Annotated in this window: 20 protein-coding genes and 1 pseudogene; 11 read left to right on the top strand and 10 right to left on the bottom strand. The window is 62.5% G+C overall.

Annotated features, from left to right (window positions below):
* Nucleotides 1-199: 199 nt before the first annotated feature.
* Entirely contained in the window at nucleotides 200-1,630 is a 1,431-nt protein-coding gene (locus OIU93_RS08190; RefSeq protein ID WP_264269599.1) for a sugar porter family MFS transporter, read from the top strand.
* A 123-nt stretch (nucleotides 1,631-1,753) separates the two neighbouring features.
* Here the strand turns inward: OIU93_RS08190 and OIU93_RS08185 are convergent, their stop codons facing one another.
* From OIU93_RS08185 to OIU93_RS08175, 3 genes are read right to left on the bottom strand one after another with little or no spacing between them, the layout of a single operon-like run.
* A complete protein-coding gene (locus tag OIU93_RS08185; protein WP_264269598.1) occupies nucleotides 1,754-2,767 on the bottom strand; it encodes a TAXI family TRAP transporter solute-binding subunit in 1,014 nt (337 codons plus the stop codon).
* A complete protein-coding gene (locus OIU93_RS08180; RefSeq protein ID WP_264269597.1) occupies nucleotides 2,764-4,188 on the bottom strand; it encodes a HAMP domain-containing sensor histidine kinase in 1,425 nt (474 codons plus the stop codon). Before OIU93_RS08180 ends, OIU93_RS08185 begins: the two co-directional genes overlap by 4 nt.
* The gene (locus OIU93_RS08175) at nucleotides 4,185-4,853 is read right to left on the bottom strand and encodes a response regulator transcription factor (RefSeq protein WP_264269596.1); all 669 of its coding nucleotides are present in this window, start codon (nucleotides 4,851-4,853) and stop codon (nucleotides 4,185-4,187) included. The genes OIU93_RS08180 and OIU93_RS08175 overlap by 4 nt, the downstream gene beginning before the upstream one ends.
* Before the next feature lie 262 nt (nucleotides 4,854-5,115).
* Here OIU93_RS08175 and OIU93_RS08170 point away from each other — a divergent pair.
* A pseudogene (locus OIU93_RS08170) lies at nucleotides 5,116-6,585 on the top strand (MFS transporter).
* A 96-nt stretch (nucleotides 6,586-6,681) separates the two neighbouring features.
* Here OIU93_RS08170 and OIU93_RS08165 read toward each other — a convergent pair.
* From OIU93_RS08165 to OIU93_RS08155, 3 genes are all read right to left on the bottom strand, one after another.
* Nucleotides 6,682-6,987, bottom strand: coding sequence for a hypothetical protein (locus tag OIU93_RS08165; RefSeq protein WP_264269595.1), 306 nt, complete (start codon nucleotides 6,985-6,987; stop codon nucleotides 6,682-6,684).
* 82 nt (nucleotides 6,988-7,069) lie between these two features.
* The gene (locus tag OIU93_RS08160; protein WP_264269594.1) at nucleotides 7,070-7,909 is read right to left on the bottom strand and encodes an aldo/keto reductase; all 840 of its coding nucleotides are present in this window, start codon (nucleotides 7,907-7,909) and stop codon (nucleotides 7,070-7,072) included.
* A 57-nt stretch (nucleotides 7,910-7,966) separates the two neighbouring features.
* Nucleotides 7,967-9,160 (bottom strand): MFS transporter, encoded by a 1,194-nt coding sequence (locus OIU93_RS08155; protein WP_264269593.1) that lies wholly within the window; start codon nucleotides 9,158-9,160, stop codon nucleotides 7,967-7,969.
* A gap of 158 nt (nucleotides 9,161-9,318) precedes the next feature.
* Here OIU93_RS08155 and OIU93_RS08150 point away from each other — a divergent pair, with 158 nt between their 5' ends.
* Complete coding sequence (locus OIU93_RS08150; RefSeq protein WP_264269648.1) at nucleotides 9,319-9,765, top strand: MarR family winged helix-turn-helix transcriptional regulator; 447 nt, start codon at nucleotides 9,319-9,321, stop codon at nucleotides 9,763-9,765.
* A gap of 97 nt (nucleotides 9,766-9,862) precedes the next feature.
* Here OIU93_RS08150 and OIU93_RS08145 read toward each other — a convergent pair whose 3' ends face one another.
* Nucleotides 9,863-11,119 carry a hypothetical protein gene (locus OIU93_RS08145; RefSeq protein WP_264269592.1) on the bottom strand — a complete coding sequence of 419 codons (1,257 nt, stop codon included), beginning with the start codon at nucleotides 11,117-11,119 and terminating at the stop codon, nucleotides 9,863-9,865.
* Nucleotides 11,120-11,273: 154 nt separating this feature from the next.
* Between OIU93_RS08145 and OIU93_RS08140 the strand changes: the two genes are divergently transcribed.
* From OIU93_RS08140 to OIU93_RS08130, 3 genes are all read left to right on the top strand, one after another.
* Nucleotides 11,274-12,185, top strand: coding sequence for a VOC family protein (locus OIU93_RS08140; RefSeq protein WP_264269591.1), 912 nt, complete (start codon nucleotides 11,274-11,276; stop codon nucleotides 12,183-12,185).
* Nucleotides 12,186-12,270: 85 nt separating this feature from the next.
* A complete protein-coding gene (locus tag OIU93_RS08135) occupies nucleotides 12,271-13,122 on the top strand; it encodes a fumarylacetoacetate hydrolase family protein (protein ID WP_264269590.1) in 852 nt (283 codons plus the stop codon).
* Between the two features lie 33 nt (nucleotides 13,123-13,155).
* Nucleotides 13,156-14,769 (top strand): FAD-dependent monooxygenase, encoded by a 1,614-nt coding sequence (locus tag OIU93_RS08130; RefSeq protein ID WP_264269589.1) that lies wholly within the window; start codon nucleotides 13,156-13,158, stop codon nucleotides 14,767-14,769.
* Between the two features lie 295 nt (nucleotides 14,770-15,064).
* On the opposite strand, the gene OIU93_RS08125 is transcribed toward OIU93_RS08130, so the two are convergent.
* A complete protein-coding gene (locus OIU93_RS08125) occupies nucleotides 15,065-16,573 on the bottom strand; it encodes an aldehyde dehydrogenase (RefSeq protein ID WP_264269588.1) in 1,509 nt (502 codons plus the stop codon).
* Nucleotides 16,574-16,791: 218 nt separating this feature from the next.
* Here OIU93_RS08125 and OIU93_RS08120 point away from each other — a divergent pair, with 218 nt between their 5' ends.
* The 5 genes from OIU93_RS08120 (at nucleotide 16,792) to OIU93_RS08100 (ending at nucleotide 21,457) form a co-directional block, all read left to right on the top strand.
* Nucleotides 16,792-17,817, top strand: coding sequence for an ABC transporter substrate-binding protein (locus OIU93_RS08120; protein ID WP_264269587.1), 1,026 nt, complete (start codon nucleotides 16,792-16,794; stop codon nucleotides 17,815-17,817).
* A 79-nt stretch (nucleotides 17,818-17,896) separates the two neighbouring features.
* Nucleotides 17,897-18,673, top strand: a complete 777-nt coding sequence (locus OIU93_RS08115) for an ABC transporter permease (protein WP_264269586.1) — start codon at nucleotides 17,897-17,899, stop codon at nucleotides 18,671-18,673.
* Entirely contained in the window at nucleotides 18,666-19,487 is an 822-nt protein-coding gene (locus OIU93_RS08110; RefSeq protein WP_264269585.1) for an ABC transporter permease, read from the top strand. Before OIU93_RS08115 ends, OIU93_RS08110 begins: the two co-directional genes overlap by 8 nt.
* Nucleotides 19,488-19,534: 47 nt before the next feature.
* On the top strand, nucleotides 19,535-20,341 hold the full coding sequence (locus OIU93_RS08105; protein WP_264269584.1) for an ABC transporter ATP-binding protein: 807 nt from the start codon (nucleotides 19,535-19,537) through the stop codon (nucleotides 20,339-20,341).
* A gap of 3 nt (nucleotides 20,342-20,344) precedes the next feature.
* Nucleotides 20,345-21,457, top strand: coding sequence for a zinc-binding dehydrogenase (locus OIU93_RS08100; protein WP_264269583.1), 1,113 nt, complete (start codon nucleotides 20,345-20,347; stop codon nucleotides 21,455-21,457).
* A gap of 399 nt (nucleotides 21,458-21,856) precedes the next feature.
* Here the strand turns inward: OIU93_RS08100 and OIU93_RS08095 are convergent, their stop codons facing one another.
* Entirely contained in the window at nucleotides 21,857-22,678 is an 822-nt protein-coding gene (locus OIU93_RS08095; protein ID WP_264269582.1) for a PIN-like domain-containing protein, read from the bottom strand.
* A complete protein-coding gene (locus OIU93_RS08090; RefSeq protein ID WP_264269581.1) occupies nucleotides 22,671-24,266 on the bottom strand; it encodes a DUF262 domain-containing protein in 1,596 nt (531 codons plus the stop codon). Before OIU93_RS08090 ends, OIU93_RS08095 begins: the two co-directional genes overlap by 8 nt.
* Nucleotides 24,267-24,587 lie beyond the last annotated feature (321 nt).

Below are 24,587 nucleotides of genomic sequence, written 5' to 3'. Positions count from 1 at the left end.
TCCTTTGGTTAGGCAGTCTTTCCAAATCCTACCGCAGTGCCTTATGCTGGACATCACAATCTTTAGGCTCCTTTACTAATTGAGTCTTACCAATTAATCAAGGGAGATTACATCGTGGACCGAAGCCATGGGCTGCCACAGGTCAAGCACGGCCTGCCGGGTGACTTCAAGACCGGGCGCTCTGCGAAGGCCGGACTCGATGTCTGAGGCAAAGCGGGTTATCACTCCGAACAGGAATGACGGGCGAGTCACGACCAGGCTCGTCGCCATGGCCGCGGTTGCCGCCTTGGGTGGCTTCCTCTTTGGCTACGACAGCGCGATCATCAACGGAACCGTTGATGCGGTGCGCGAGCAGTTCGGACTCGGCTCCGGCCTGCTGGGCTTCACCGTGTCCTGCGCCCTGCTGGGCGCGGCACTGGGTGCCTGGTATGCAGGAGTTTGCTCGCAACGCTTTGGCCGGATCCGCACGATGCTCGTTGCCAGTGCGTTGCTTTCGATCAGCGCACTGGGCTGCGGGTTCGCCTTTGGCGTGTGGGACTTGATCTGGTGGCGCTTCGTCGGCGGCATCGGCGTGGGCTTTGCCTCGGTGATCGCCCCGGCGTACATTGCCGAAATTGCACCCTCGAAGGCGCGTGGCCGACTGGCCACGCTGCAGCAGCTCTCGCTGGTCAGCGGCATCTTCCTGGCGTTTCTGCTCTCGGCCATGATCGCGTGGCTGGCCGGGGGCGCCGCCCAGAGCGCGTGGCTGGGCCTGGAGGCCTGGCGCTGGATGTTCCTCACCCTGCTGGTGCCGGCCCTCGTCTACGGGATCCTTGCCTCGCGGTTGCCCGAGTCTCCGCGCTACCTCGTGGAAAAAGGCGACGACGAGGGCGCTCGAAAGGTGCTCATCGACGTGGTGGGCATGGAAGCCGGAGAGGCGACGGAGAACAAGATCGCCGAGATCAAGGCGACCGTGAACGTGGAACGACGCCAACGCTTCGCGGACCTGTTTGGCGGCAAGTTCGGGTTCAAGACACTGGTCTGGATCGGCATCCTGCTTTCGGTCTTCCAGCAGCTCGTGGGAATCAACGTGATCTTCTACTACTCGACCACGATGTGGAGGTCCGTCGGGTTCCAGGAATCCGACTCGTTCATGATCTCCGTGATCACCTCGGTCACCAACATCGTGGCAACCATCGTGGCGATCTCGCTGGTGGATGTGGTGGGACGCAAGCTGTTGCTGCTGGTCGGCTCGGCCATGATGACCCTGTCGCTGGGCACCATGGCCGTGGCCTTCGCCCAGGCTGTCACCGTCAACGGGGAGCTCAGCCTCCCGGGTTCCTGGGGCATGATCGCGCTGGTGGCAGCAAACCTGTTCGTCGTGGGCTTCGGCGCCAGCTGGGGACCGGTGGTGTGGGTGCTGCTGGGGGAGATGTTCCCCAACAACATCCGCGCACTGGCCCTGGGACTTGGTGCCGCCGCCCAATGGATCGCGAACTTCGTGGTCAGCACGACCTTCCCGACCCTCGCGGAGGCGGGCCTGCAGCTTGCCTACGGCATCTATGCAGGCTTCGCGCTGCTCTCGTTCCTCTTTGTCTGGCGCCTGGTGCGCGAGACCAACGGGCGCCAGCTCGAACACATGACGCTCTGATCCCCAGACGCGTCGCGGGAAAGCAAAACATCCGCTCATCGCTCCGCGCACGTTTGCCCCCACCGGGGCAGGCCTGCACGGAGCGATTTCGCTTTCCGGACGGAAGCTGCCGGCCGTGCAGTGCTACCCGTGGAGCTTCCGGTAGGCCTGGGCGGCTGCAGGGTGCAGCGGCACGTCGGCGGTGTTGATCAGCGAATCGGGGCTCAGGAACTGCACCCCGACGCTCGAGCGCGGAATCAGCTCATCGGCATGCCCCACCAGCAGGTCCACGGTTTGCCGCACCGTCTCGGCGTCCAGGTCCGTGCGGCAGAGCAGCAGGTTGGCCACCCCGATGGTCCACACCGCGTCGATGCCCGGATAGCTGTCGCCGGGGATCAGCACCTTGTCGTAGAAGGCCCCATACCTCTCCCGCAGTCCGGGGAGCAGGGAGGAGAGGTCAAGCAGGGCGAACGCGGATTCGGTGTGGGCCTGGGCGATGGCGGCGGTGGGCACCCCGCCGGACCAGAAGAGCGCGTCGACCTCTCCGGCGGCCAGGGCGGCGACCCCGTCGTTGAGTCCCAGGGCCTTCACGATGACGTCCCGGCCCGCGGCCGGTGTCCCGGCGGGGGCGGATTTCAGGCCGGCGACCTCGAAGAGGCGCGGGGTGATCAAGGAGGTGCCGGAGCCCGGCATGCCCACCGCCACGGTGCGCCCGGCCAGGTCATCGAGCGAGGTGATGGAACCGTCCTTGCGCACCACGGCGTGGACGTAGTTCTGGTAGACCTTGCCCAGCGCCGCGATCTGCCCGGGGTGCTTGCCTTGCGGGCCACCCTCGAGCGAGGCGGCGTCGGCCAGCGCGACGGCCAGGGTCGCCTCGCCGGAGAGCAGCTGCGCGACGTTGTCCAGGCTGCCGCCGGTGGGGTTGACCGTGGCGGTGCGGGCCACCTGGTGCCGTTGCAGGGAGGCCGCCAGCAGCGTGGCGAATTCCAGGTAGAAGCCGCCGGGTTCCCCGCCGGCGACGACGATGGTTTCGCGGCGTGGTCCGGAGACGCAGGAGGCGAGTGCCGCGGCCAGCAGGGAGATCGTCCCGGCCGCGAAGGCCGCGCGCAGCACGCTGCGCCGCGACGGGTGGAGGCCGCTAGCGGGGTTTGCGTTCATGAGGCTTCCCCCTGCACGGGGACGGTGGGTGGCGCGTCGAATTCGATGCGGGCGCGCAGGCCGCTCGGTTCGTTGGGCCCCAGCACCAGGCGACCGCCGTTTGCGGTGGCCAGCCTGTCAACGATGGTCATGCCCATGCCGGTGCCGCGGATCGAGGAGTGTTCGGGGGCGCGCCAGAAGCGGGTGGTGGCGGCGGCCAGCTGTTCGGGCTCCAGGCCCGGGCCCGTATCGGCGATCTCGATCAGCGTGGCCGAACCCCGGGTCCGCACCGAGGCGGTGATCTGCGCCCCAGGCGCGTACTTGATGGCGTTGTTCAGCAGCTCGCCGAGCATCTGCGCCAGTTCGATCCGGCTGCAGGCGAGCTCCGCGCCGGGATCGCTCGCCGTGGCCAGGACCAGCTCGGATCCGGCCGCCAGGGCGGCGGGCCGGGCGCGGTCCACTTCTTCGGCCAGCACCACGAAGGCGTTGACGCTCCCGGAGCCGGGGCCCTCGGAGACCTCGGGGGAGGCGCCGGCCGAATCCTCGATCACCCGGTGTTCGGCCACCGCCAGCCTGAGCACCGAATCCAGGATTTCCTCGACCCGTTCGAGCTCCGCCAGCACCCCGGCCCCGGCGGCACGCTCCTTCTCATTCCGCAATTCCAGCAACAGCAAGTCCACGCGCAGGCGCAGCGCCCCGATCGGGTTGCGCAGGTGGTGGGAGGTGTCGGCAATGAGTTGGCGCTGGGAGGTGATGAGCTCACCCAGTGTCGTGGCCATGTCGGTGAAGGACCGGGAGAGCTCGCGCAGCTCCGGGGGGCCGGCCTCCGGCAGTGGCGGCGTGTGGCCGGTGTCCTTGAATTCACGCACCGCGGCGCCGAGGCGCTGCACGGGGCGCAACACCCAGCCGGTGACCCTGCCCGCCAGCAGCAGCAACACCGCTGCCAGCGCGATGGCGGCAATGGCGGTGACCAGCCAGCGGTAGCGCAGCTTATCCCGGGCGGCATCGAGGTTGACCTCCATGACGACCTCGCCCAGGACCTGGCTGGCGCTGCCGAAGGACCGGGAGATCACCTCGTTGCCGGTGCCGAAGGGCCTGACGGGGTCCAGCGTGGTGTCGGCGAGGTTCAGCGAGGCCCGCCCCAGGGCATCGCGCACGTCCGGGCGCTCGGGGTCCAGCCCTCCGGAGGCCAGCGTGCCGGTTTGCAGGCGCACCACCAGGCCCTCGGAGTAGAGGCCGGAGTAGGTTTCCATGTCCCGCCGCAGCACCGTGGTGTCCCCGTCGTTGGCCGCGTCGTAGGCGAGCTGGGCGATCCGGTTCAGCGAGGCGGCGCGGTTGATTTGCAGCTGCTGGGTCACCTCGCGTCCCGCGGAGGAGAGGATCACGTTGGACACGAGCAGCACCAACAGCAGCACCAGCACGCTCAGGACGCGCAGCTTCACTGCGGGTCGGCCTCGATCCGGTAGCCGACGCCGCGGACGTTGACGATGAATCCGGGTAGCGAAAGCTTGGAGCGCAGCCCGGTCAGGTGCACATCCAGCGAGCGTGAGGAAGCCAGGAAGGCATCTCCCCACAGGGAGTCGAGGATCTGTTCGCGGGTGACCACCGAACCGGCATTGCGGGCCAACAGGGACAGCAAGTCGAATTCGGTGGGCGTCAGGGACAGCTCGGTTCCGGCAACCTCGGCCACGCGGCGGTCGAGGTCGATGGCCAGCTCCCCAATCTGGATGCTGGGGTTCCTGCGTCCGCCGGCGGGCATGGTGCGCCGGGTGACTGCCTCGATGCGGGCGAGCAGTTCCGCGAGCTTGACTGGTTTGATCAGGTAGTCGTCAGCGCCAGAGCGCAACCCGAGCACCACCGAGCGTTCGTCGTCGCGGGCCGTGAGGATCAGGATGGGGGACTGGGTGACCTGACGCAGCTTGCGCAGCACCTCGAGACCGTCCATGTCCGGCAACCCCAGATCCAGCAGGATCACGTCGAAATCGCGGTGCTTGAGCAACGCGTCGGTGCCGCGGGAGACCCTCGTGGCACCGTGGCCAGTGGACTTCACCGCGGCGGTGAGTGCCGCGCCCATGGAGTCGTCATCCTCTACGATGAGTACGTCCATGGAAGGGTCCCTTGATTCGTGGATTGTGTCGTAAGAAATCGTGGTTCACGGCCCGCTAATGCATCTTGCGCCCGTCTTGGAGAGTATCATTTCTTCGCGTTTCCCGTCCCGCCCGCTTCCCCATCGTGGCCGCTCCGGAACCCCTGACGGACTCCTAAGGAAGTGTTAGGAATCCGCTCTCACGTTGGTTGTAACGTGTCTCACGAATGCCTCGGTTGAGGCCCGCGGTGATTTGCGGGGCCTCAATGCAAGAGGAGGAACCATGGGACAACCTGCCGTGGACAGCAAGAACAAGGCACCGAGACCCGGTGCCGGCACCAAAGATGCAAACGAGGCGGCGGCAACCCGTAGGGCTGTCAGCAACATCCTCAAGGGCTCGGCCGGAAACCTCGGGGAGCGGTTTGACCTCTACGTCTACACGGTGTTTGCCGTGTACTTCCAGTCGCACTTCTTCAACGCCACCAACGAGCTGCAGGCCGGCCTGGAAGCCATGGCCGTCTTCGCGACCTCGTTCCTGATGCGCCCGGTGGGCGCGTGGTTCTCCGGCCGCTACGCCGACCGCCACGGACGCAAGGCGGCACTGACGCTGTCGGTGACCATGATGTCCGCCGGCTTCTTCGCCATCGCGCTGCTGCCGACGCAGCAAGCCATCGGCATGTGGGCCATGGTCCTGCTGGTCCTCGTGCGCCTGGTCCAGGGCTTCTCCGTGGGCGGCGAGTACGGCACCAGCGCCACCTACATGTCCGAGGCCGCGACCTCCAAGCGCCGCGGGTTCTTCTCTTCCTTCCAGTACGTGACCCTGATCGGCGGCCAGATGCTGGCCCTGCCGGTGCTGGTCATCCTGCAGAACACCATGAGCAATGAAACGCTCACCGAGTGGGGCTGGTGCATTCCATTCGCCATCGGCGGCGTCGCGGTCCTCGTGGTCCTGTGGCTGCGCCGCACCATGGAGGAAACCGTCTCCGCCGAGCAGGTGGCCGCGGCCAACAAGCCGGGCGTTGCCGGCGAGGCCCAGCCGGGCACCATGAAGCTGCTGTTCACCAAGTAGTGGAAGCCGCTGCTCATCTGCATCGGCATTACCCTGGGCGGCATCGTTGCCTTCTACACGTGCACCAACTTCATCCTGAAGTTCATGAACGATACCTCGGGCATCGAGAAGACGCAGACCTCGGTCATCAACTTCTGGGCCCTGTTCATCTTCATGCTGTTGCAGCCGGTCTACGGCATGATCTCCGACAAGGTCGGACGCAAGCCGCTGCTGCTCTGGTTCGGCATCACCGGCGTGCTGTTCACCTGGCCGCTGCTCTCGGTGCTGTCGAAGACCCAGAACCCGGTCTTCGCCTTCCTGCTGATGCCCGGCGGCCTGCTGATTGTCGGCGGCTACACCTCGATCAACGCCCTGGTGAAGGCCGAGCTGTTCCCGGCCTCCATCCGCGCCTTGGGCGTGGGCCTGGGCTACGCGATCGCGAACTCGCTCTTCGGCGGAACCGTCCCGCTGATCGGTGCCGCGCTGCAGAAGGCCGAGCGCGTTGACCTGTTCTTCACCTACGTCACCGTGGCCATCGGGATCTCGCTGCTGGTGTACATCTTCGCGCTGAAGAACAAGGAGACCACGCACCTGGACCACGAGCAGGGCCACGCCTGGAACGGCAAGGCCCCGCAGGCCGAGGATGCCAAGAGCACGAATTCCAAGGAAGCGGACGACGACAAGAAGGATCTGGTCGACGCCTAGCTCGATCGGTTCGCCGGTGTCGTTCCCGGCACGGAAGCCACCCGTATTCACGCGTCCCAACGTGAATGCGGGTGGCTTCGGTGCGTCCTGGGTGAATCAGGAGCGAGTGGCCCGAATGGCCTGACGCAGGGCGTCCAGGGTCGGCTGGCCCGCGAACCCGTCCGGGGTGCCGTAGACACGGCAGGCCACCGCGGGTTCGGCGTCGGATTCAAAGAGGTCGGTACCGTTGAAGCTGAAGCTCGGCGAACCGTGGAAATCATGCAGGGCGGCCTCGTCCTCGGTGCTGATTTCCCGCACGCGCACAGTGTGCTCGATGCCCTCGAGCCTGAGCGCGGTATCAAAGAGTTCCTTGGCGGTGGCGGAATTCGGGCATCCGGGGATCACGAGCAGGACGGGTTCCATGTCTTCCAGTATCTCGCGTTTCAGCGGGGCAGGAGTCGGGGGCCGCCACGGGCCACATGTTGTTGGTCGGTTGCGCAGAAACCTAGCCGTTGAAGGTGCCCGGGAAGGGCCCGGTGCGCCCGTCGCGATCCAGCGCATCGAGCGCCGCGATGCTGTCGGCGTCCAGGTCGAACCCGAACACGTCCAGGTTCGAGGCCATGCGCGAGGCGGTGACCGACTTCGGGATCACCACGTTGCCGGCCTGCAGATGCCAGCGCAGGACCACCTGTGCAGGGGTCACCCCGTGGACGGCCGCTGCGGCCAGCACTGCCGGGTCATCCAGCACGGCACCCTGGGCCAGCGGGCTCCAGGCCTCGGTCGCGATGCCGTGCGCGCGGTTCACCGCGGCGGTTTCGCGGTTTTGCAGGAAGGGGTGGAGCTCCACCTGGTTGACGGCGGGCACCGTGCCTCCGAGTTCGATGATGTGGTCAAGCTGTCCGGGCAGGAAGTTGGAGACACCGATGGACCGGGTCAGCCCCTCGGAACGCAGTTCCTCCAGTGCCTGCCAGGACTCGAGGTAAGCGGCGGTGTCGGTGCCGGGCCAGTGGATCAGGTAGAGGTCCACATGGTCCAGGCCGAGCTTCTCCAGGCTCGTGGCCAGGGCGTCGCGGGCGGAGGCCCGGCCCAGGTCGGCCAGCCAGAGCTTGGTGGTCACGAAGAGTTCCTCGCGCGGCAGGCCCGATTCGTCCAGGGCGCGGCCAACTCCGGACTCGTTGCCGTAGATGGCGGCGGTGTCGATGCTGCGGTATCCGGTTTCCAATGCCGTGGCCACTGCCGCGGTGGTCTGGTCATCCGGGATCTGGAAGACGCCGTAGCCCAGCTGCGGCATGGTGGTTCCGTCGTTGAGGGCGATGGTTGGGATGGTGTTTGTTGAGGTGCTCATGGGGGTGCTCCTTGGATTGCAGGTAACGGGGATGTTGGGGGTGGGGAGTTTGTGGCCCTAGCCGACGGATACGGGTTCCGAGGCGGTGGCCCGGGACGTGGAGTATTCACCGCCCCGGACGCGGGTCGCGATAAGCATGACGGCGAGTCCGGCAACGGTGATCCCCGCGCCGGCCCACAGGGGAGAGGTGTAGCCAAGGCCCGCGGCGATCGTCAGCCCACCGACCCAGGCACCCAGCGCGTTGCCCACGTTGAAGGCGGCAATGTTGGCGCCCGAGGCGAGGGTGGGTGCGTGGGCGGCATGGTTCATGATGCGCATCTGGAGTCCCGGAACGGTGGCGAAGCCGATGCCGCCCATGAGCACCAGGGCAATGATGGTGGCGATCTGGTTGCCGGCGGTGAGCGCGAAGGCCACCAGGACGACGGTGAGGACCGAGAGCACGGTGATCAGCGTGACCGCCAGGTTTCGGTCCGCGGCGCGGCCCCCGAGGATGTTGCCCACGAAGAGCCCGACCCCGAAGAGCACCAGCAGCCAAGGAACGGAACTGGCGGCGAAGCCGCTGACACCGGTGAGGGTGAATGCAATATAGGTGAAGGCGCCGAACATGCCGCCGTATCCCAAGATGGTCACGAACATGGACAGCCAGACCTGCGGGCTGCGGAAGATGTTGAATTCGCCGAAGATTCCCTGGTTGCCCGACCGGGCCAGGTTGCCCGGCACCAGAACCAAGATGCCAACGAAGGCGACGACGCCGATGGCCGTGATGGCCCAGAACGTCGAACGCCATCCCGCGGCTTGGCCCAACAGCGTGCCGAAGGGTACGCCCAGGACATTGGCGATGGTCAGCCCGGCAAACATGAACGAAATGGCGCCGGCACGCTTGTTCGCGGGCACCAGGTCGGCGGCCACGACGGAACCGATTCCGAAGAACGCTCCGTGGCACAGGGCGGCGACAATGCGGCCGACCATGACCAGTTCGTAAGTCGGGCCCGTGGCGCTCAGGAGGTTTCCGATGATGAAGAGCAGCATCAGGAACAGCAATGACTTCTTGCGGTCCAGCCGGCTGAAGACCGCGGTGAGGATGATGGCGCCGATGGCCACGGCGAGGGCATAACCGGAGATGAGATAGCCGGCGGCGGTTTCGGTGACCCCGAAATCCACGGCAATTTCCGGCAGGAGACCCATGATGACGAATTCGGTCAAGCCTATTCCAAAGCCGCCCAGGGCGAGGGCGTATAGAGCTGCGGGCATGGTGAACCTTCGGTGTGTGATGGTTGAAATGAGATGCGAAGGATTTCCCCGCATCAATAGTTGCGTGTGCAACTAAGTGCTAACGCAATGATTGCACACGCGTTATATGGGCGCAAGGTGATATGCTGGAGCGGACGATTGAACGAGGAGGGGTCTCCATGGGGATCAAGGACGATGCCGTACAGGTCCGCGCGCAGGGCTGGCGCACGCTCGCCGCATTGCACAACCTCATCGAGGGCGAGCTTGAGCGCGCACTGCAGGCCAAGCACGGCCTCTCCGTTGTCGAATTCACGGTGCTCGATGCCCTGAGTCGGCAGGACGGTTGGCATATGCGCATGGCCCAGCTTGCCCGCGCCGCCGCACTGTCGAGCAGCGCCACGACCCGGCTGGTGACGCGGCTCGAGGACCGCGCCCTGTTGACACGCATCCTATGCACGGATGACCGCCGGGGAATCTACACCGAGCTCACTGCCGCTGGAAAGAAGCTCCTGGCTGAGGCCCACCCGACGCACGACGCGGTGCTCCACTCGGCGCTGGAATCCGCGGCGCGGGTTCCAGAGCTTCAGGAGTTGGTCACGGCAGTGGCTCCCGAGGGCGCAAACTAGCCGGTCGACCCACCTCGCCATGGTCGCGCCGGTATTGCGGTGGCCCGAGTGAAGACAGTGTCCCGTCCACAGACGCCCGGCGTCCGCACGGATGGAATCAGTCGCCGGCACCCAGATAGCTGAGGTCATCCGCGTCCATGTGGTCCGCATAGTTGACTTCAAGGCCCGCCGGTTCGGCGATGGCGTAGGCAATCATTTTCTTGAGCACCGGCGGAATCCGATAGCTCGTATCGCGCAGCACCAGGCCCTCGCCGCACAATAAATCCAAGGCCAGTTGGGCGACCATGAAGTCGACTTGGTCGTCGCCGGTGGTTGACTCAAGGGCCACTTCAAGGTGCGCCACCGAATATCCCTCCTCGATCCCCGCATCCAGGAGCAGCGAAGTCATGAGGATGCCTGCAACGTCTTCGTCCGTCAGATCCTCATCGAAGGCGTCCTCATTTTCGTGTTCTTCATCGACGGCCGTAAAACGGAGATAGAGGCAGAGTGCGAGATCGCGAGTGATATGCATCAGCAAGTCTTCGCGATCCGACCCGGTGGTTGCCGCCAAAGGGTTGTGCAGCGTCGCCCGGCGTGCGCCCAGCTCGATGATCCCGATTTGGACCAAGGCTTCCCAGTACAGGTCCAGGCGGGGAACGTCCTGTGCCGTGGTGACGCGCAGCGGTTCGCCGTCTCCGGGGGTGAACATGGTCGGAGCAGTGGGCACCCCCACCGCTGCTACATCAAGGGCCGCTGCTGCGCCTTGGATGTCCTTGCGCGTCAAAACACCTTTTGAGGAGACATCGCGTTTATCGCCAAACCATTCCATGAATGCTTGGAGACGTCTTGAAAGCGGCAATTCGAGAAGTCCAGCGAGAGTTTGCTTGCGGCTTAGCGCGGGTACCTCGAAGACCCTGTCATCGAATGCGGCATCGGATCGTTCGTCGATGATTTCCAGAATTGCCGACTGGGCCGCTTCGAACTGCGCTTCGCTGCCGCTCCAGAGGTCCGAGTCGTCCGGGAACAACAGGTATCCCATGACGACGTGCAAGACGAACTCGAGATCGTTTTCCTGGTCTTCGGTGAGATACCAGGCCAAGGCGGCTGCGATGGGGGAGGCCTCCAGGGACGTGGTGTCGGGACCACCGCCAAATCGCCGGTAGTGCTCGAGGAATCCATGGAGAATCGGCAACGGATCACCAATTGCCGTCAGGGACGTGTTCGCGCGGACCCATTTCATGAAGCGTGCCGACGCATCGTCGCCGGTGCTTCGGGCGCGGAATTCGTCAATGCTGACGATCTGCCCGGCTGCCGCAGAACGTGCGGGATGTCCCTGCTTGGTCTTGGAGGAGGACGACGGCTTCTTCTTGGACACTTGATCTCGCAATCGGTAAGGCGCGGCCGGGCAACTCCCACTCACAGTACAGCAGTTGCTTGTCCGGGGCTGGTGGGTTGATGCGTCGAGAGAGCCCCTTCCGTTTCGTTGCATTTGTCTCTAGATAATCTATTCTTTGCATGATAATGTTTTCTTGACATTCATTGCGGAGAGGTGGGCCATGGCCTGGGGATTGATTAGAGAGATGGGCCATGTGTCCATTCAGACCAATGACATCGAGGGGTCCATCTTTGACGCCACGCAACTTTTGGGATTGCGCGTCACCGAACGCACCGAGAACGAGGTCTACCTGGCAGCCAACGCTGTTCACCACGAGCTGGTGTACGTGGAGTCGGAAGTCAACGGCATCCAGTCCATTGGCCTGATCGCGCGCAACGGCGATGCGCTGCGGGAGATCCGTCGCCGCGTCGAGAATGAAAACCTCACGTTTGTTTCGGACACCGCCGTGAGCGCCGGCGTTCAGGACGGCTTCAGTTTCATCGGCCCTGAAGGCTGGATCTTCGAGATCTACACCGGCATGCAGGTCAGCGACCCAGGACTGCAGGGGTTTGGCCCGGACCGCTACGGACACATCAACTTCCATCCGCGGGACCCCCGCGGCATGATGGAGTTCCTGCGCCGTATTTTCGACTTCCGTCTTTCCGATGTCATTGGCGACGACTATGCCTACTTCATGCGCTGCAATGCCGACCACCACGGCATTGCCCTGATTGGCGGCCGTGGCACCTTCCATCACCACGCCTGGCAGGTCCAGTCCATCGCCGATTTGGCCAAGTTGGGCGACCGCCTGGGGCGCGCGGGGCGCGAATTGATCTGGGGTCCGGTCCGCCACGGCGCCGGCCACAATATCGCCGCCTACTACGTGGAAACCTCCGGTGCGGTCGTCGAGCTCTACACCGACCTCGAGCAGATTTACGACGACGAGCGCGAACCGGTGATCTGGGCAGAGGATGAGAACTGGTGGAACATGTGGTCCAACCGCCGCACCGACGACTTCCGCACGTTCGGGATCCCCTCGGTCACCGAGTTGAAGACTTTCCGCTAAGCCCACGGAGGATCGACGTCCAGGCAACTGGCACACGGCCTCCCCAAAAACCTTGAAACAACACTGAGCTGAAAGGCCGAAATCCATGCAATATGCATCCTTCCTTGCCACCGACGGTTCCGAGACTTGGGGTCTGGTCATCGACGAGACCACCTACGATCTGGGCCCCACCGGCCTGAACCTTGCCGCAACGATGCGCGAATCGATTGAAACGGGCATCTTCGGTACCGACCTTGACATCGACGGGGCACCCGCACGTCCCGAATCCGAGGTCACCTTCCTGCCTTCGCTGACCAACCCCGGCAAGATCATCTGCATCGGCGTGAACTACCGCGCCCACCAGGAAGAATCGGGCAAGACCGGGCAGACCGCCCCGACGGTGTTCACGCGCTTCGCGGACACCCAGATGGGCCACCTCGTCGACGCGGTCAAGCCCACCAGCACCACCAAGTTCGACTACGAGGGCGAAATGGCCTTGGTCATCGGCAAGGAGGCCTGGCACGTTTCCGAGGAGGACTCCTGGAACCACATTGCCGGGTACGCGTGCTACAACGACTTCTCCGTGCGCGATTGGCAGAAGGCCGCCAGCCAGTGGATCCCCGGTAAGAACTTCCCGTCCACCGGCGGGTTCGGCCCATACCTGGTTCCCGCGGCCGACCTGGGGGATGTCAACAACCTGACCCTTGAAACCCGCGTCAACGGCGAGACCCGGCAGAAGGCCTCGGTTGCGGACCTGTACTTCACCATCCCGCAGCTGATGGCATATGTCACCGGCTTCACCAAGTTGAACCCGGGCGACGTCATCGTCACCGGCACCCCCGGCGGCGTGGGCCTCTTCTGGGGCGAGGGTGGCCTGCTCAACGCCGGCGACGTGGTCGAGGTCGAAATCACCGGCCTTGGCACCTTGCGCAACACGGTCGTCGACGAAGCCAACTAGGCACCGGAACCATCCGGGCATAAGGAGCAAAGCATGGCAGAGCGCATCGATGTCGACGCATTGGTCATCGGGGCGGGCCCGACCGGCCTGACCGCGGCGAACCTCCTGGCGGATCAGGGATTGTCCGTGGCGTTGATCGAGAAGCACTGGGGGTCCGGCGATGAGCCGCGGGCCATCAGTGCCACCGATGAGACGCTGCGGGTGATGCAGCAAATCGGCATCATGCCTCGTCTTGCCCCGGAAATGCTCATGGACACCGGGGCGAGGTACTACGGGCGCGGCGGCAAGATCCTTGCGGACGTGCGCCCGGGCAACCCACGTCTGGGCCAGCCCGGCAAGTCCCAGTTCGACCAGCCCGTGATGGAAGGCCTGCTGTTCGAGGCGGCCTCCGAACGCGCCGGAATCGAACTGCACTTCAACACCGAGGCCACCTCGATCGCCCAACACCCCGACGGTGTCACGGTGACCGCGGTGCGCCGCGGCCACCGGAACCGCGGTGTCTCCGGCGTCGTTGCCGGAGACACCGGAACCGACCACGCTCCGGCCGCCGACGCCCCTCAAACAGAACTGGTCATCAACGCCTCGTGGGTCATGGCCTGCGACGGGGGCCGAAGTTTTGCCCGACGCGAATTGGGCATCGGGCTGGGGGGATCCACCCAGGTGGAAAAATGGATCGTCGTGGACCTGCTTGACGTGCCCGGGGACCCCGAGCCCTTCGCGTCCTTCCATTGCAACGGCACCCGCCCCACCGTCGTCGTGCCCGGCGTGCGCGGTCGGAGACGCTACGAATTCATGCTCTTCGAGGGCGAGGACGAGTCCGAGATGACCACGACGTCCTCGATCGCCGAACTGGTGTCCCCCTATCAAGACGTCTCCAGGGTCACGGTGCGCCGGGCCACCGTCTACACCGCCCACCAGCGCATCGCCGAAAAATATCGTGTCGGGCGGGTCCTGCTGGCCGGAGACGCCGCACACCTGATGCCGCCCTTCGCCGGACAAGGCCTCAATGCCGGAATTCGCGATGCCGCATCCGCCGTCTGGCGCGTGGCGGCCCACGTCAAGGGCGAAGGAACGGACGCGCTCCTCGAGGACTACGCCACCGAGCGCCGACCCCACGCCGCAGAGATGGTCAAACTCTCCAAGCGCATCGGCTGGGTCGTGATGAACACCAACCCGGTCATCACGCGCATCCGAGACGTCGTGGTCATCGGCACCCGCGCCATCCCCCCGTTGAACGCCTGGCTCACCCGGATGAAATTCCTCAAGCAACCGCACTACGTGGAGGGGACCGTAGCCGCTCCCGCCCCTGATGTGCCTGCCAAGGCTGCCACCCTCATCGGACGTTCTCTGCCCCAACCCATGGTGCTGGACGCCGATCACAAGCAAGTCCCGCTCGATGACATGCTCTCCAACGGGTGGAGCCTGATCGAAGTCGGCCCAGGCGACCAGCTCACTATCGAAGACGGCAGGGGGGCCAGCTCGATCGCGACGGACATCTCCGGCATCTTCAGCGACGCAAAAGACATGATCCTGCTCGTGCGGCCCGACCGCTACGTCGCCGGCATCGCACCCTTCGGCCAACGCGCGAAACTGCTCTCCTCGCTCTCGTCCAAGGCCACGGGATTGTCGGCAATGGTTGGCGCCTAGCGCCCAGCAATAGCGCCCCGGTGTCGGTCCGAATAATCGTGTGGACGCCGGGGCACACTGCTGTGCCGTGGCCTTTCCCGCATAGCGATGCAGTCTGCACGCCTCGAAACTCGGGGACCGATGCGCATGAGCGCTGGTTGCGGGTAGGTTTCTGCCACGAAATCCGGCCTTGAAACAAGACTGGACAGGATCCGGGAGCAAATTGCCCGTTTCATGGCCTGCAGGAAGATGCGACTACCCGGGTTCGCCTCGATTTGAGGGGAACCCGGGTAGTCGTTGTGCGTGGGCGTGAATGCTAGTCCAGTTTGACGGTGACCGACTTGATCGAGGTGTAGGCCTCGATACCCTCGCGGCCGTTTTCATGGCCCCATCCAGATTGCTTGAAGCCGCCGAAGGGCATGTTGGCGTCCATTCCGGAACCGGTGTTGACCCGGACGTTGCCGGCCTGGATGCGCTTGGCAAAGAGCAACGCGCGCGAGATGTCTTGGGTGAAAATGATCGAGTTCAGCCCGTAATCGCTGTCATTGGCGCGGCGTAACACCTCGGCCAGGGAGTCCTCGTCGCCAAAGGTGCTCACCGAGAGAACCGGGCCGAAGATTTCCTCGCGCACGATTGACATGTCGGCACCCACATTGCGCAGCACCGTCGGTGCGACGAAGAAGCCCTCTCCCTCCGCCATGGTGCCGCCAGTGACCAGTTCGGCGCCGGCAGCGACGCCGGCGGCAATGTAGCCCATGACGCGCTCACGTTGCTGCTCGGAGATCAATGGACCAAGTTGGGTGGCCGGATCCAGACCGGAACCGACGGTCAGCGACTCGGCGAACCGGGCGATCCCCGCGATTACCTCTTCGGCGACATCCTCGTGAACGTAGAGCCGGGAGCCGGCCGCACAGACCTGGCCCGAATTGGCGAAGATGCTCATGGCGGCGCCCGGAATGGCCTTGCCCAGATCCGCATCGGCGTAGATGACCACCGGGGACTTGCCACCGAGTTCCAGACTCAGGCGTTTGAGGTTGCCCGCGGCAGAGGCGAGAAGCCGCTTCCCCACCGTTGTCGAACCGGTGAAGGACACCTTGTCCACATCCGGGTGGTCAGCAAGTGCCTGTCCTGCAACCGGACCCAGGCCCTGGACCACGTTGAGCACGCCCGCCGGGATTCCGGCCTCAAGGGCAATCTGCGCGACCCTCACCGCAGTAAGCGGGGTCAGTTCGGCGGGCTTGAGCACCACCGTGCAGCCCGAGGCCAGCGCAGGGGCGATCTTGGACAACGCGATGGTGAACGGCACGTTCCAAGGCACGATCAGGCCGGCCACGCCCAATGGCTGGCGCAGCGTGTAGGCATGCCATGCTCCCGGCAGCGAGACGTCGCGAGTTTCCCCGTTGAGCTTGGTCGCCCAGCCTGCGTGGTAGCGCAGGATGTCGATTCCTTGCGGCAATTCAAAGTTGCGGGCCACCGCATAGGGCTTGCCACAGTTCAACGACTCGAGCATCGCCAGTTCGTCGAGGTTCTCTTCCAGGGCGTCGGCGAACTTGTGCAGCAGGTGCTGGCGCCGGCTGGGCGACAGCTCGGCCCATGGACCCGATTCAAAGGCCGCGCGGGCGGCGCCCACTGCCTCATTGACATCAGCGGCCGTGGCCGAGGCGGTCATGGCCAGTTGCCGGCCGGTGGATGGGTCCGTAACGACCAACGGCTCTCCCCGCCCCGTGACGGACTTCCCGCCAATGGTGAGCGGAAGCGTCTCGGCAAGAAGCCGCGTGCGCAATTCGCTGGCCAAGTCGTGCGTGCTGGTGTCGGTGGTGGTCATCGTGGGATTCCTAGCGTCGTCGGTCCAAGTGTCGGGCAGGTCGGGAAAAGTGCCTCCGGTGTGAAGCTTGCCACATAATCATACTAAAGATATATTGTCTCAAACGGAATGCATTCTAAATTTCGTCGACTTGGGATCCCATCCCACCGCCCCACCGAATGACGGGGCACTACAACTCGCTGGCCGCAGGGCCAGGAATCTCGCTGAGGAGACATACCGTGGGCAACACTCGACACACATTTTTGGCCAGGGCCGCATCCGGCCTTGCCGTGGCAACTTTGGCCGTCGCAGGCCTCACCGCTTGCGGTGGTGACACCGACACCGCCGCAGGCGCCACCGGTGCGGCGGGGGAGACGTCGCTGCGCGTCGCGGTGGCTCCGATTCAGTTCGAAACGGCATACCTCGCCGAGGAACAGGGCATGTTCGAGAAGCACGGACTCGACGTCGAGATCGTCAGCGGCGCGGACCCGGCCGCATTGCTTGCCCAGGTTGTATCCGGCGACGTGGACATCGCCATCGGTTCATGGATCAACGTGGCGACCTCGGCGGCCAAGGGCGTGCCGGTCAGTGTCATCGGCGGCAACGGCCTGGTCGATGACAAGGCCGAGAACTCGGGCGTATTGGTGGACAAGGATTCCGGCATCACCGCCCTTGAACAGCTGGCGGGCAAGACCATCGGCGTGGTCGGGGTGAAGTCCGGTGGCGACATTCCCGTGCTGCAGGCACTTGAGGGCGCGGGCATCGACGTAAATTCCGTGAAGGAAGTCGCCATCCCGTACGCCGGCATGCAGGCGGCCCTTGAACAGGGCACCGTTGACGCAGTGGTCCCGGCAGACTCCTTCTACCACCAGATGGTAGATGCGGGCTTCGTATCGATCTCCAACCCGGTGCGCGAGTACCAGGGCAACATGCCGGTGACCGTCTGGACCGCCAAGAAGGATTGGTTGGCAGGCGAGGGAGCCGAGCCCGCCAAGAAGTTCACCGCGGCGATGACCGAGGCCGTGGACTTCTACTCCGACCCTGCCAACCTGGCAGCGGTGCAGAAAGTCAACGCCACCGTCAACCAGATCGACGTCGCCAAGGCTCCGAAGGCCTTCGTTCCCGCGGACGTGACTTTCAACGTGGCCGAGGCCCAGGCCGGCATCGATGCGATGGTGCACTTCGGCCTGCTGGAAAAGTCCATTGCCGTTGACGACGTGCTGTGGGCCGAGGCCCCGCGCCGCGACTCGGCCGACGCCAAGTAACCACCGAACGAGCAGCCGGCGTTCCGGTACCCCCGGAACGCCGGCGACCCGCCGTCCCACCACCATTCTGAGGTAGACCATGAAAGAGACCCTGACCACGCCGGGTAAGCTGCTGGTCCAGCGACTAGCGGCGATCGCGATCCTGTTGGGCATCTGGTGGCTAGTTATCGCCAGCGGAACCATGCCTTCGATGCTCCCCGGAGTCGGCCAGATCCTGGAAGCCATTGCGGAGGCCTTTGTCAGCCCGGCCTTCTGGGCCTCGCTGGGCAGGACGTTGACTGCGGCATTGGCCGGCTGGGCCATAGCCTCCGTCATCGGTGTCCTTTTCGGCCTGCTCATTGGATCCATTGGTTTCCTTGACCGGTCGACCAGCATCCTGATCGACTTCGGCCGCTCCTTCCCGGTGCTGGCCCTGATGCCGGTTGTCATCATGCTGCTGGGCTCCAACATCCGCATGGAAATCGTCATCGTGGCGCTGAGCTGCCTGTGGCCGGTCATGGTCCAGACCATCTACGGCGCCCGACGCCAGGATGCGGCGGTTGCCGATACCGTCGCCGTCTACCGCATCCCGCCGATGCTCCGCTTCCGCCGCGTCCTGTTGCCTTCGGCGCTGCCGTTCATTGCAACTGGCGTGCGGATTTCAGCCTCGATTTCGCTGCTGGTTGCCGTCGGCGTCGAGGTCATCAGCCAGGCTCCCGGCGTCGGACGCCAGATCACGCTGATGCAGCAGGCCCAACGCTGGGACCTGGCATTCGCCTACCTGTTCTTCACGGGACTTGTCGGCTGGGCACTGGCCGCGATCCTCCAGCGCTGCGAGAATCGCCTACTGATTTGGAAGAGGCAAGAAAATGACTAACGCGACCTTGAACGCCGTCGAACCGCGCGCCAAGCGCAAGGTGCGCACCACCGGCGCACCGGGAAAGAAGATCCTGCAGGCCACCTGGTTGATCGTGGTCCTGATGGTGCTGTGGTGGGTGCTCTCGGCCGGAAGCACCAACTTCTTCATCCCGTCCCTGGAACAAATCCTGACCGTGCTGGTCCGGGACCTGGGCAACGGGGTGATCCTCGCAGGGGCGATCTATTCGCTGACCAATCTCTTCGTCGGCCTGTTCATTGCGGCGGTGCTGGGCATTGGAATCGGCCTGCTGCTGGGCGAGGTCGGATGGCTGCGACGGATCGTGGATCCGATCATCAACTTCTTCCGCTCGGTGCCCCAGGCAGCGCTGGTGCCGATGATCATCGGTGTGTTCGGCATGGGGCAGGGACCCAAGATGGGAACCATTGCCTTCGCCTGCATGTGGCCGATCCTGCTGAACACCATCGACGGCGTGCTGGGCGTGGAGCCCACCATCCGCAAGTTCTCCAAGGTCTACCGCATCCCCCCGATGCTGCACTTCCGTCGGGTGGTCCTTCCCTCGGCGTTGCCGCAGATCGTGGCGGGCATCCGCGTGGCGATGCCCATCGGGATCACCGTGATGGTGGTTTCCGAAATGTTTGCCTCGATCGAGGGGTTGGGCTTCTACATCCTGAATTCCTCGGCAACCTTCCAAGTTCCCGAAACCTGGGCCGGCGCCCTGCTGGTCGGCGTGATCGGCTACATCATCTCGATGTTGTTCATCCTGGTTGAACGTCGCGTGCTGCGCTGGTACCACGCCTCCGGATCCCAGTGACCCGGGCAATGCCCCCACTCGTATTACACAAAGACCAAGGAGACGCCATGACAGCCCAGGTACAGGCCAACGTCCAACACGGCCAGGACACCAAATTGATGAAGGTCCGCGGCATGTCCATGAGCTATGGCTCGGGTGCCGCGGAGAACAAGATCCTTGAGGACCTCAACCTCGATGTGAACACCGGCGAGTTCATTTCCATTGTCGGACCCTCAGGCGTCGGCAAGACCACGCTGTTGCGCTGCCTCTCGGGTTTGCTGCGCCCCAAGGCCGGCACCATCGAAGTCGGAGGCACCCTAATCACCGGTCCCCACCCCGACCTTGCCGTGGTTTTCCAGGACTACAGCCGCTCGCTGATGCCGTGGATGACCACCCGCGACAACGTGGCCTTCCCGCTGCAGGGCAGGGGCATGAACAAGGTCGACCGGATGCGCGTCGCCGATGAGAACCTTGCCGCCGTCGGCTTGGCGGGTCAGGGAGACAAGTACCCGTGGGAAATGTCCGGAGGGATGCAGCAGCGCGTGGCCATCGCCCGCGCCCTGGCGTACAACGCCAAGGTGCTGCTGATGGACGAGCCCTTCGCGTCCGTCGACGCGCAGACCCGCTTCGACCTTGAAGATCTGGTGATCAAGCTCAAGCAGGACCTGGGCGTGACGATCCTGCTGGTGACCCACGACATCGACGAAGCGCTCTACCTGGCCGACAAGGTCGTGGTGATCGCCGAGAAGCCGGCAACGGTGGTCGATGAGATCGTGACGGGCTTCGGCGAGGCGCGCGACCAAGTCGACACCAAGGCCGATCCGCGCTTCGCGGAAGCGCGCGCCCGAATCCTGCACCGCTTGCGCAAGAACTAGGGCGTGGGCGGCTACATCTCGCGCGCCGCGGTGGTTCGCGACTTCGATGGCACCTTCGCCATCGAGGGCATCGAGGTCTCTTCCCCGCACGGGGCCGAGGTGCTCATCGAGGTCCGAGCCGCCGGTCTCTGCCACTCCGACCTGCATCTGGCCTCCACCAATCTTGGCATCCCGGCGCCCGCGGTGTTGGGCCACGAGATCGCAGGGGTCGTGCGCGAAATTGGCGACAGGGTTTCCGGCATTGCCGTGGGTGACCACGTGGTGGCCACGCTGATCCAGTATTGCGGGCGCTGCGCCGACTGCCTCTCCGGGGACGGGCATCGCTGTCTTAATCGGTCGCACACCCTGCGGCAGCCGACCGAGTCCCCGCGGCTGGAACAGGACGGGTCGCCGGTGACCCAGGTCTTCGGACTTGGCGGATTTGCCGAGCTGGCTCTGGTCCACGAAAACCAAGTGGTCCCGATCCCGGAATCCTTCCCCTTCGCCCAGGCCGCGGTCATTGCCTGTTCCACGTTGACCGGCGCCGGCGCCGTCTTCAACTGCGCCAGGCTGGAACCGGGGCAGGGCGTCGTGGTGATCGGTGCAGGCGGTGTGGGGCTCAATGCCATCAACGCCGCGCGCATTGCCGGCGCCGGGCGGATCATCGCGGTGGATCTTGCTGCCGACAAGCTTGAGTTGGCCCTCTCCTTCGGAGCCACCGACATCATCAATGCCACCGCGACCGATCCAGTTGCGGCGGTCCTTGAACTGACCGGTGGGGGAGTGGACCACGCCTTCGAGATGATTGGCCTGCCGACAACCAGCCTCCAAGCGCTTCGGATGACGCGCACCGGCGGCGATGCCTACCTGATCGGACTGCACCGGCCCGGCAGCACGCTCCAGATCGACGCGATGGCGGACATCATTGCCCCGCAGCGCTCGCTGCATGGCCTGTACATGGGATCCTCTGCCCCGCGCCGGGACGTGCCGCGCTACGTGGCCCAATACCTGGCGGGGCAACTGGACCTCGATGCCCTGGTTGCCCGGGAATTCTCGCTCGACGAAATCAACGTCGGGTTCGACCTGCTGCGCACTGGAGGTGGGGTCGCCCGCGGCGTCATCACGTCGTTCGGCTGAGTCCTGGGGCAGCCGCGAAACGGGCGGTCGGAAGCGTATGCTGAGCATACAATATTCGGCCTATTTGCCAGCTTTGGCTAACTTGCAAGTGTGCCGCGAGGGATAGGGGGCTATTTTAGGAGAATTCGCCGGGTTGATTGACTGAAAAAACAAGCGGCGAAAAGTCCGTAACAAGGCCGCGTCCTTAAACCCGAGCGCGGTTTAACACATGGAGCCGCGACAGCTGAGACAAGAGATGGATCATCTGAGGAACTAGAATATTGTCGATGTCGATGTCGATGTCGATACGTCGCAAGTGAGATGACGGTATCCAGTTATTCAAATGCTGATAAATAAATGAAATAAGTTCCGACGAATTGTTTTACTATCTTCAAAAGTCTCAGGTATAAAATCTTCGCGCTAGCCAGCCACGATATTCTGCAACTGTTCCATTCGTAGAATTAGCAGGGGGCGTCCCGTGAGGAGGAAAACCTCACCAAGCAATGTAGGGTGAGGAATCTGCGATGTCATCCAATCTTCTTTTGCGTCATCCGTAACGAAAACCACAGTGGATTTTATTTTATCGTCGACGTTCAGGTTTAAGTTTTTTAACCCCAATAAGAAATCCGACCAAACATAAAAATCACCAAGTCTATTCGCTTTCTTCGAATCGTCGGCAAAACCGGGGGCAATGCCGGAAGCGAACCGACTTTCCCCAATGGCAAATATTTTTTCTCGAGGGACGTGGGAGACGATAGCGTCCGGCAGAAGTGAATTCCAAAGATCCACGGATTCCTTCAATAAATGCGGATTTTGAGAGTCAGCCACATCGTCGGCCAGAGATGCTACTTGGGCAGCCATTGTTTCAAGCTTGGATCTTGAGGCTGAATTCGTGGTCAGTTTACCGTAACGGACCGCAAGTTTTTTCGTATCATTCTCGAGATTTTGGACGTCCTTGGTGAATATTCCATGATTATTCCAGTATTCCTGAATCGCTTGTGCGGGGAGAATCATCGGAACGGTTTTACTCTGAAGATATGTCAGAATTGAAGTTCTTTTGTCCGAAGGGAATCGGCGAAGCTGCTTGAGTGCGTTTGTGTCAAACCCAATTGCTGACCACTCTTTAGGAATCTTATTCTCCGTGTGCAGCCTAACTGGATCAATCCAATTAAGCTCACCAATATTCCGTGAGACGCAATCTATCACTGTATCCAAGTTTGGGTTCACCGCAGATTCACTCATACCAAACCTCGGCCGCTAGACGTGAGATATCGGCATTTTGGTTGCGCACATCATCCACCGACCATCCCTTGGATGTCCTCAATGAGGGATCTTCATACGACATTGCCATTGGCAGCAATTTTTCGATTACACCCTCTTCCGAGTTTGACCCCCGTGGCCTGCGATCGAGTTGCGCGATGAAGCTATTGCCTATGGTTGAGCCGAGTACTCTGTAGTCTTCGTCAGTGAAGTCTGGCCAGTCTTCTATTTTTCTGGGCCGAATCTGGTGTAAATACCCGTCAATTACTGGCAGCGGCGTATCCTGGAAGACAGAAGCCCGAATTACGTGTTGGACGCCCTTATTTAGCGGTCGAGACTGGAGGCGTTCGGTAAACTCATTCTTGGTTGGAATAAGCTCGTTTAGACCTTGGATACCAGCTTGCCAATCTCCATCGTTGAAAATTGTCTTTGCCGCATCCGAAAATTTACGTTCGATACTGCCTGTGCCAAAAGTTCCAGTCACGATACGGGGAACAATTACACGAAGCAGTGCCTCGAATCCTTTGTCCCGATTTGCAGCTTTTGCGATGGCTAGGAAGATGGGTCGTATTGTCCGCAAGCCCAACGCGTCTAAAACTAGGAATGCTTTAAGCTGATCGTCGGCGGTATCAAATACTGGATTGACCATCTGGAGATACAGATCAATTTGGGCCTCAAGCTCGGTCAATAGCTTACTTGTACCGGAACTGTCCTTGTAGTTCTCGTTTATTGCCTGGTAGAGATCCCGCGGTTCTACATATCCGTGACGCAATGTCACAACATTCCGGATAAACTGAGTAAACTGAGAATCTGCACCAATTTCCAGGAACGGTTCTTCGAGCGCCGTCCATCGGTCGTATGAAGTTTTTTGATTTTCAGGACCAGCGGATCCTATGACATAACTCTTAATCAGTTGCGCAGGAGTGAGATCTTTGCCGCGCATATTGACCACTTCAAATACTTTGTACGCTGCGTTTCGGTCTGGATGTTCGAATACAGCGAATGTTAAACCGTTTGAAAGAAAATGCGCCCATTTGCCTAAACGTGCTGATTCGTCGCCTGAATCAAGATCAGATTCAAGTTGATTATCTAAAAAGATTTGGGCGTCGATAAGTCGCTGATTTAAATTATTTGTGTTTGATCGTGTACTTTCGCGATTCAACAACTTTTCCAGAGTTGAGTGATCGCGTTTCGATGCGAAGTCAACTCGTGGTGACCTAGAGTCGGTTTCATAATTTATTGCGAATAAAAAAACATCTCGCATGCTGTCTGCGACAAGAATTTTGTTACGCGCCATTGCTGCTTTTCTTATGGCATTTGCCAGTAGCGTGAGGGTAACAATTCTTTGCTGTCCATCGACTACCGTTTTTACATTCTCTTCGTCTGTGAGTATTAGAAGGCCTAAGAAGTATGGAGGGTTATCTATTCCTTTGGAGAAATCATTCCAGAAGTCCGAAACTTCCGCGTCTACGGTCCAGCTGTAGTCTCGCTGAAAGTCAGGAATGTGAAAATCGGCAGTTGAGAACAGCTGGCCTGCCTTGATTGTTGAAGCTTCGACCTGTGTGCCCAATTTGTGTCGATCCTTTGTGCTCGTGGATGTCCTACTGCAGTACACGTTACCCCAGGTGCGGGAGCATTTGGCGACCGCCCAGAGGGGGCAACTGGCATAGCAGCCGTGACCGGCATAGTGGCTGGCGGCAATTGTCGTTGCCTTCCCGGCGTTGATTTTTCGTCGAACAAAAGAACTCCCCGGGTGCCGTATCTTGATTTGGCAGGTAATGCTTGGCAGAGTTCCCTGCTCGAGGGTTTGGTTTCTGCAGTTGAATGTTGAAACCCATCTGGGTTGGACCGAACGTGAGAATCCACACTGGGAGTATGGACCCGCGCCGAT

It is taken from the genome of Paeniglutamicibacter sp. ZC-3, assembly GCF_025847175.2.
Lineage (GTDB): Bacteria > Actinomycetota > Actinomycetes > Actinomycetales > Micrococcaceae > Paeniglutamicibacter > Paeniglutamicibacter sulfureus.
Note: the sequence above shows the minus strand (reverse complement) of the source record. Positions and strands in the feature narration are given on the sequence as shown.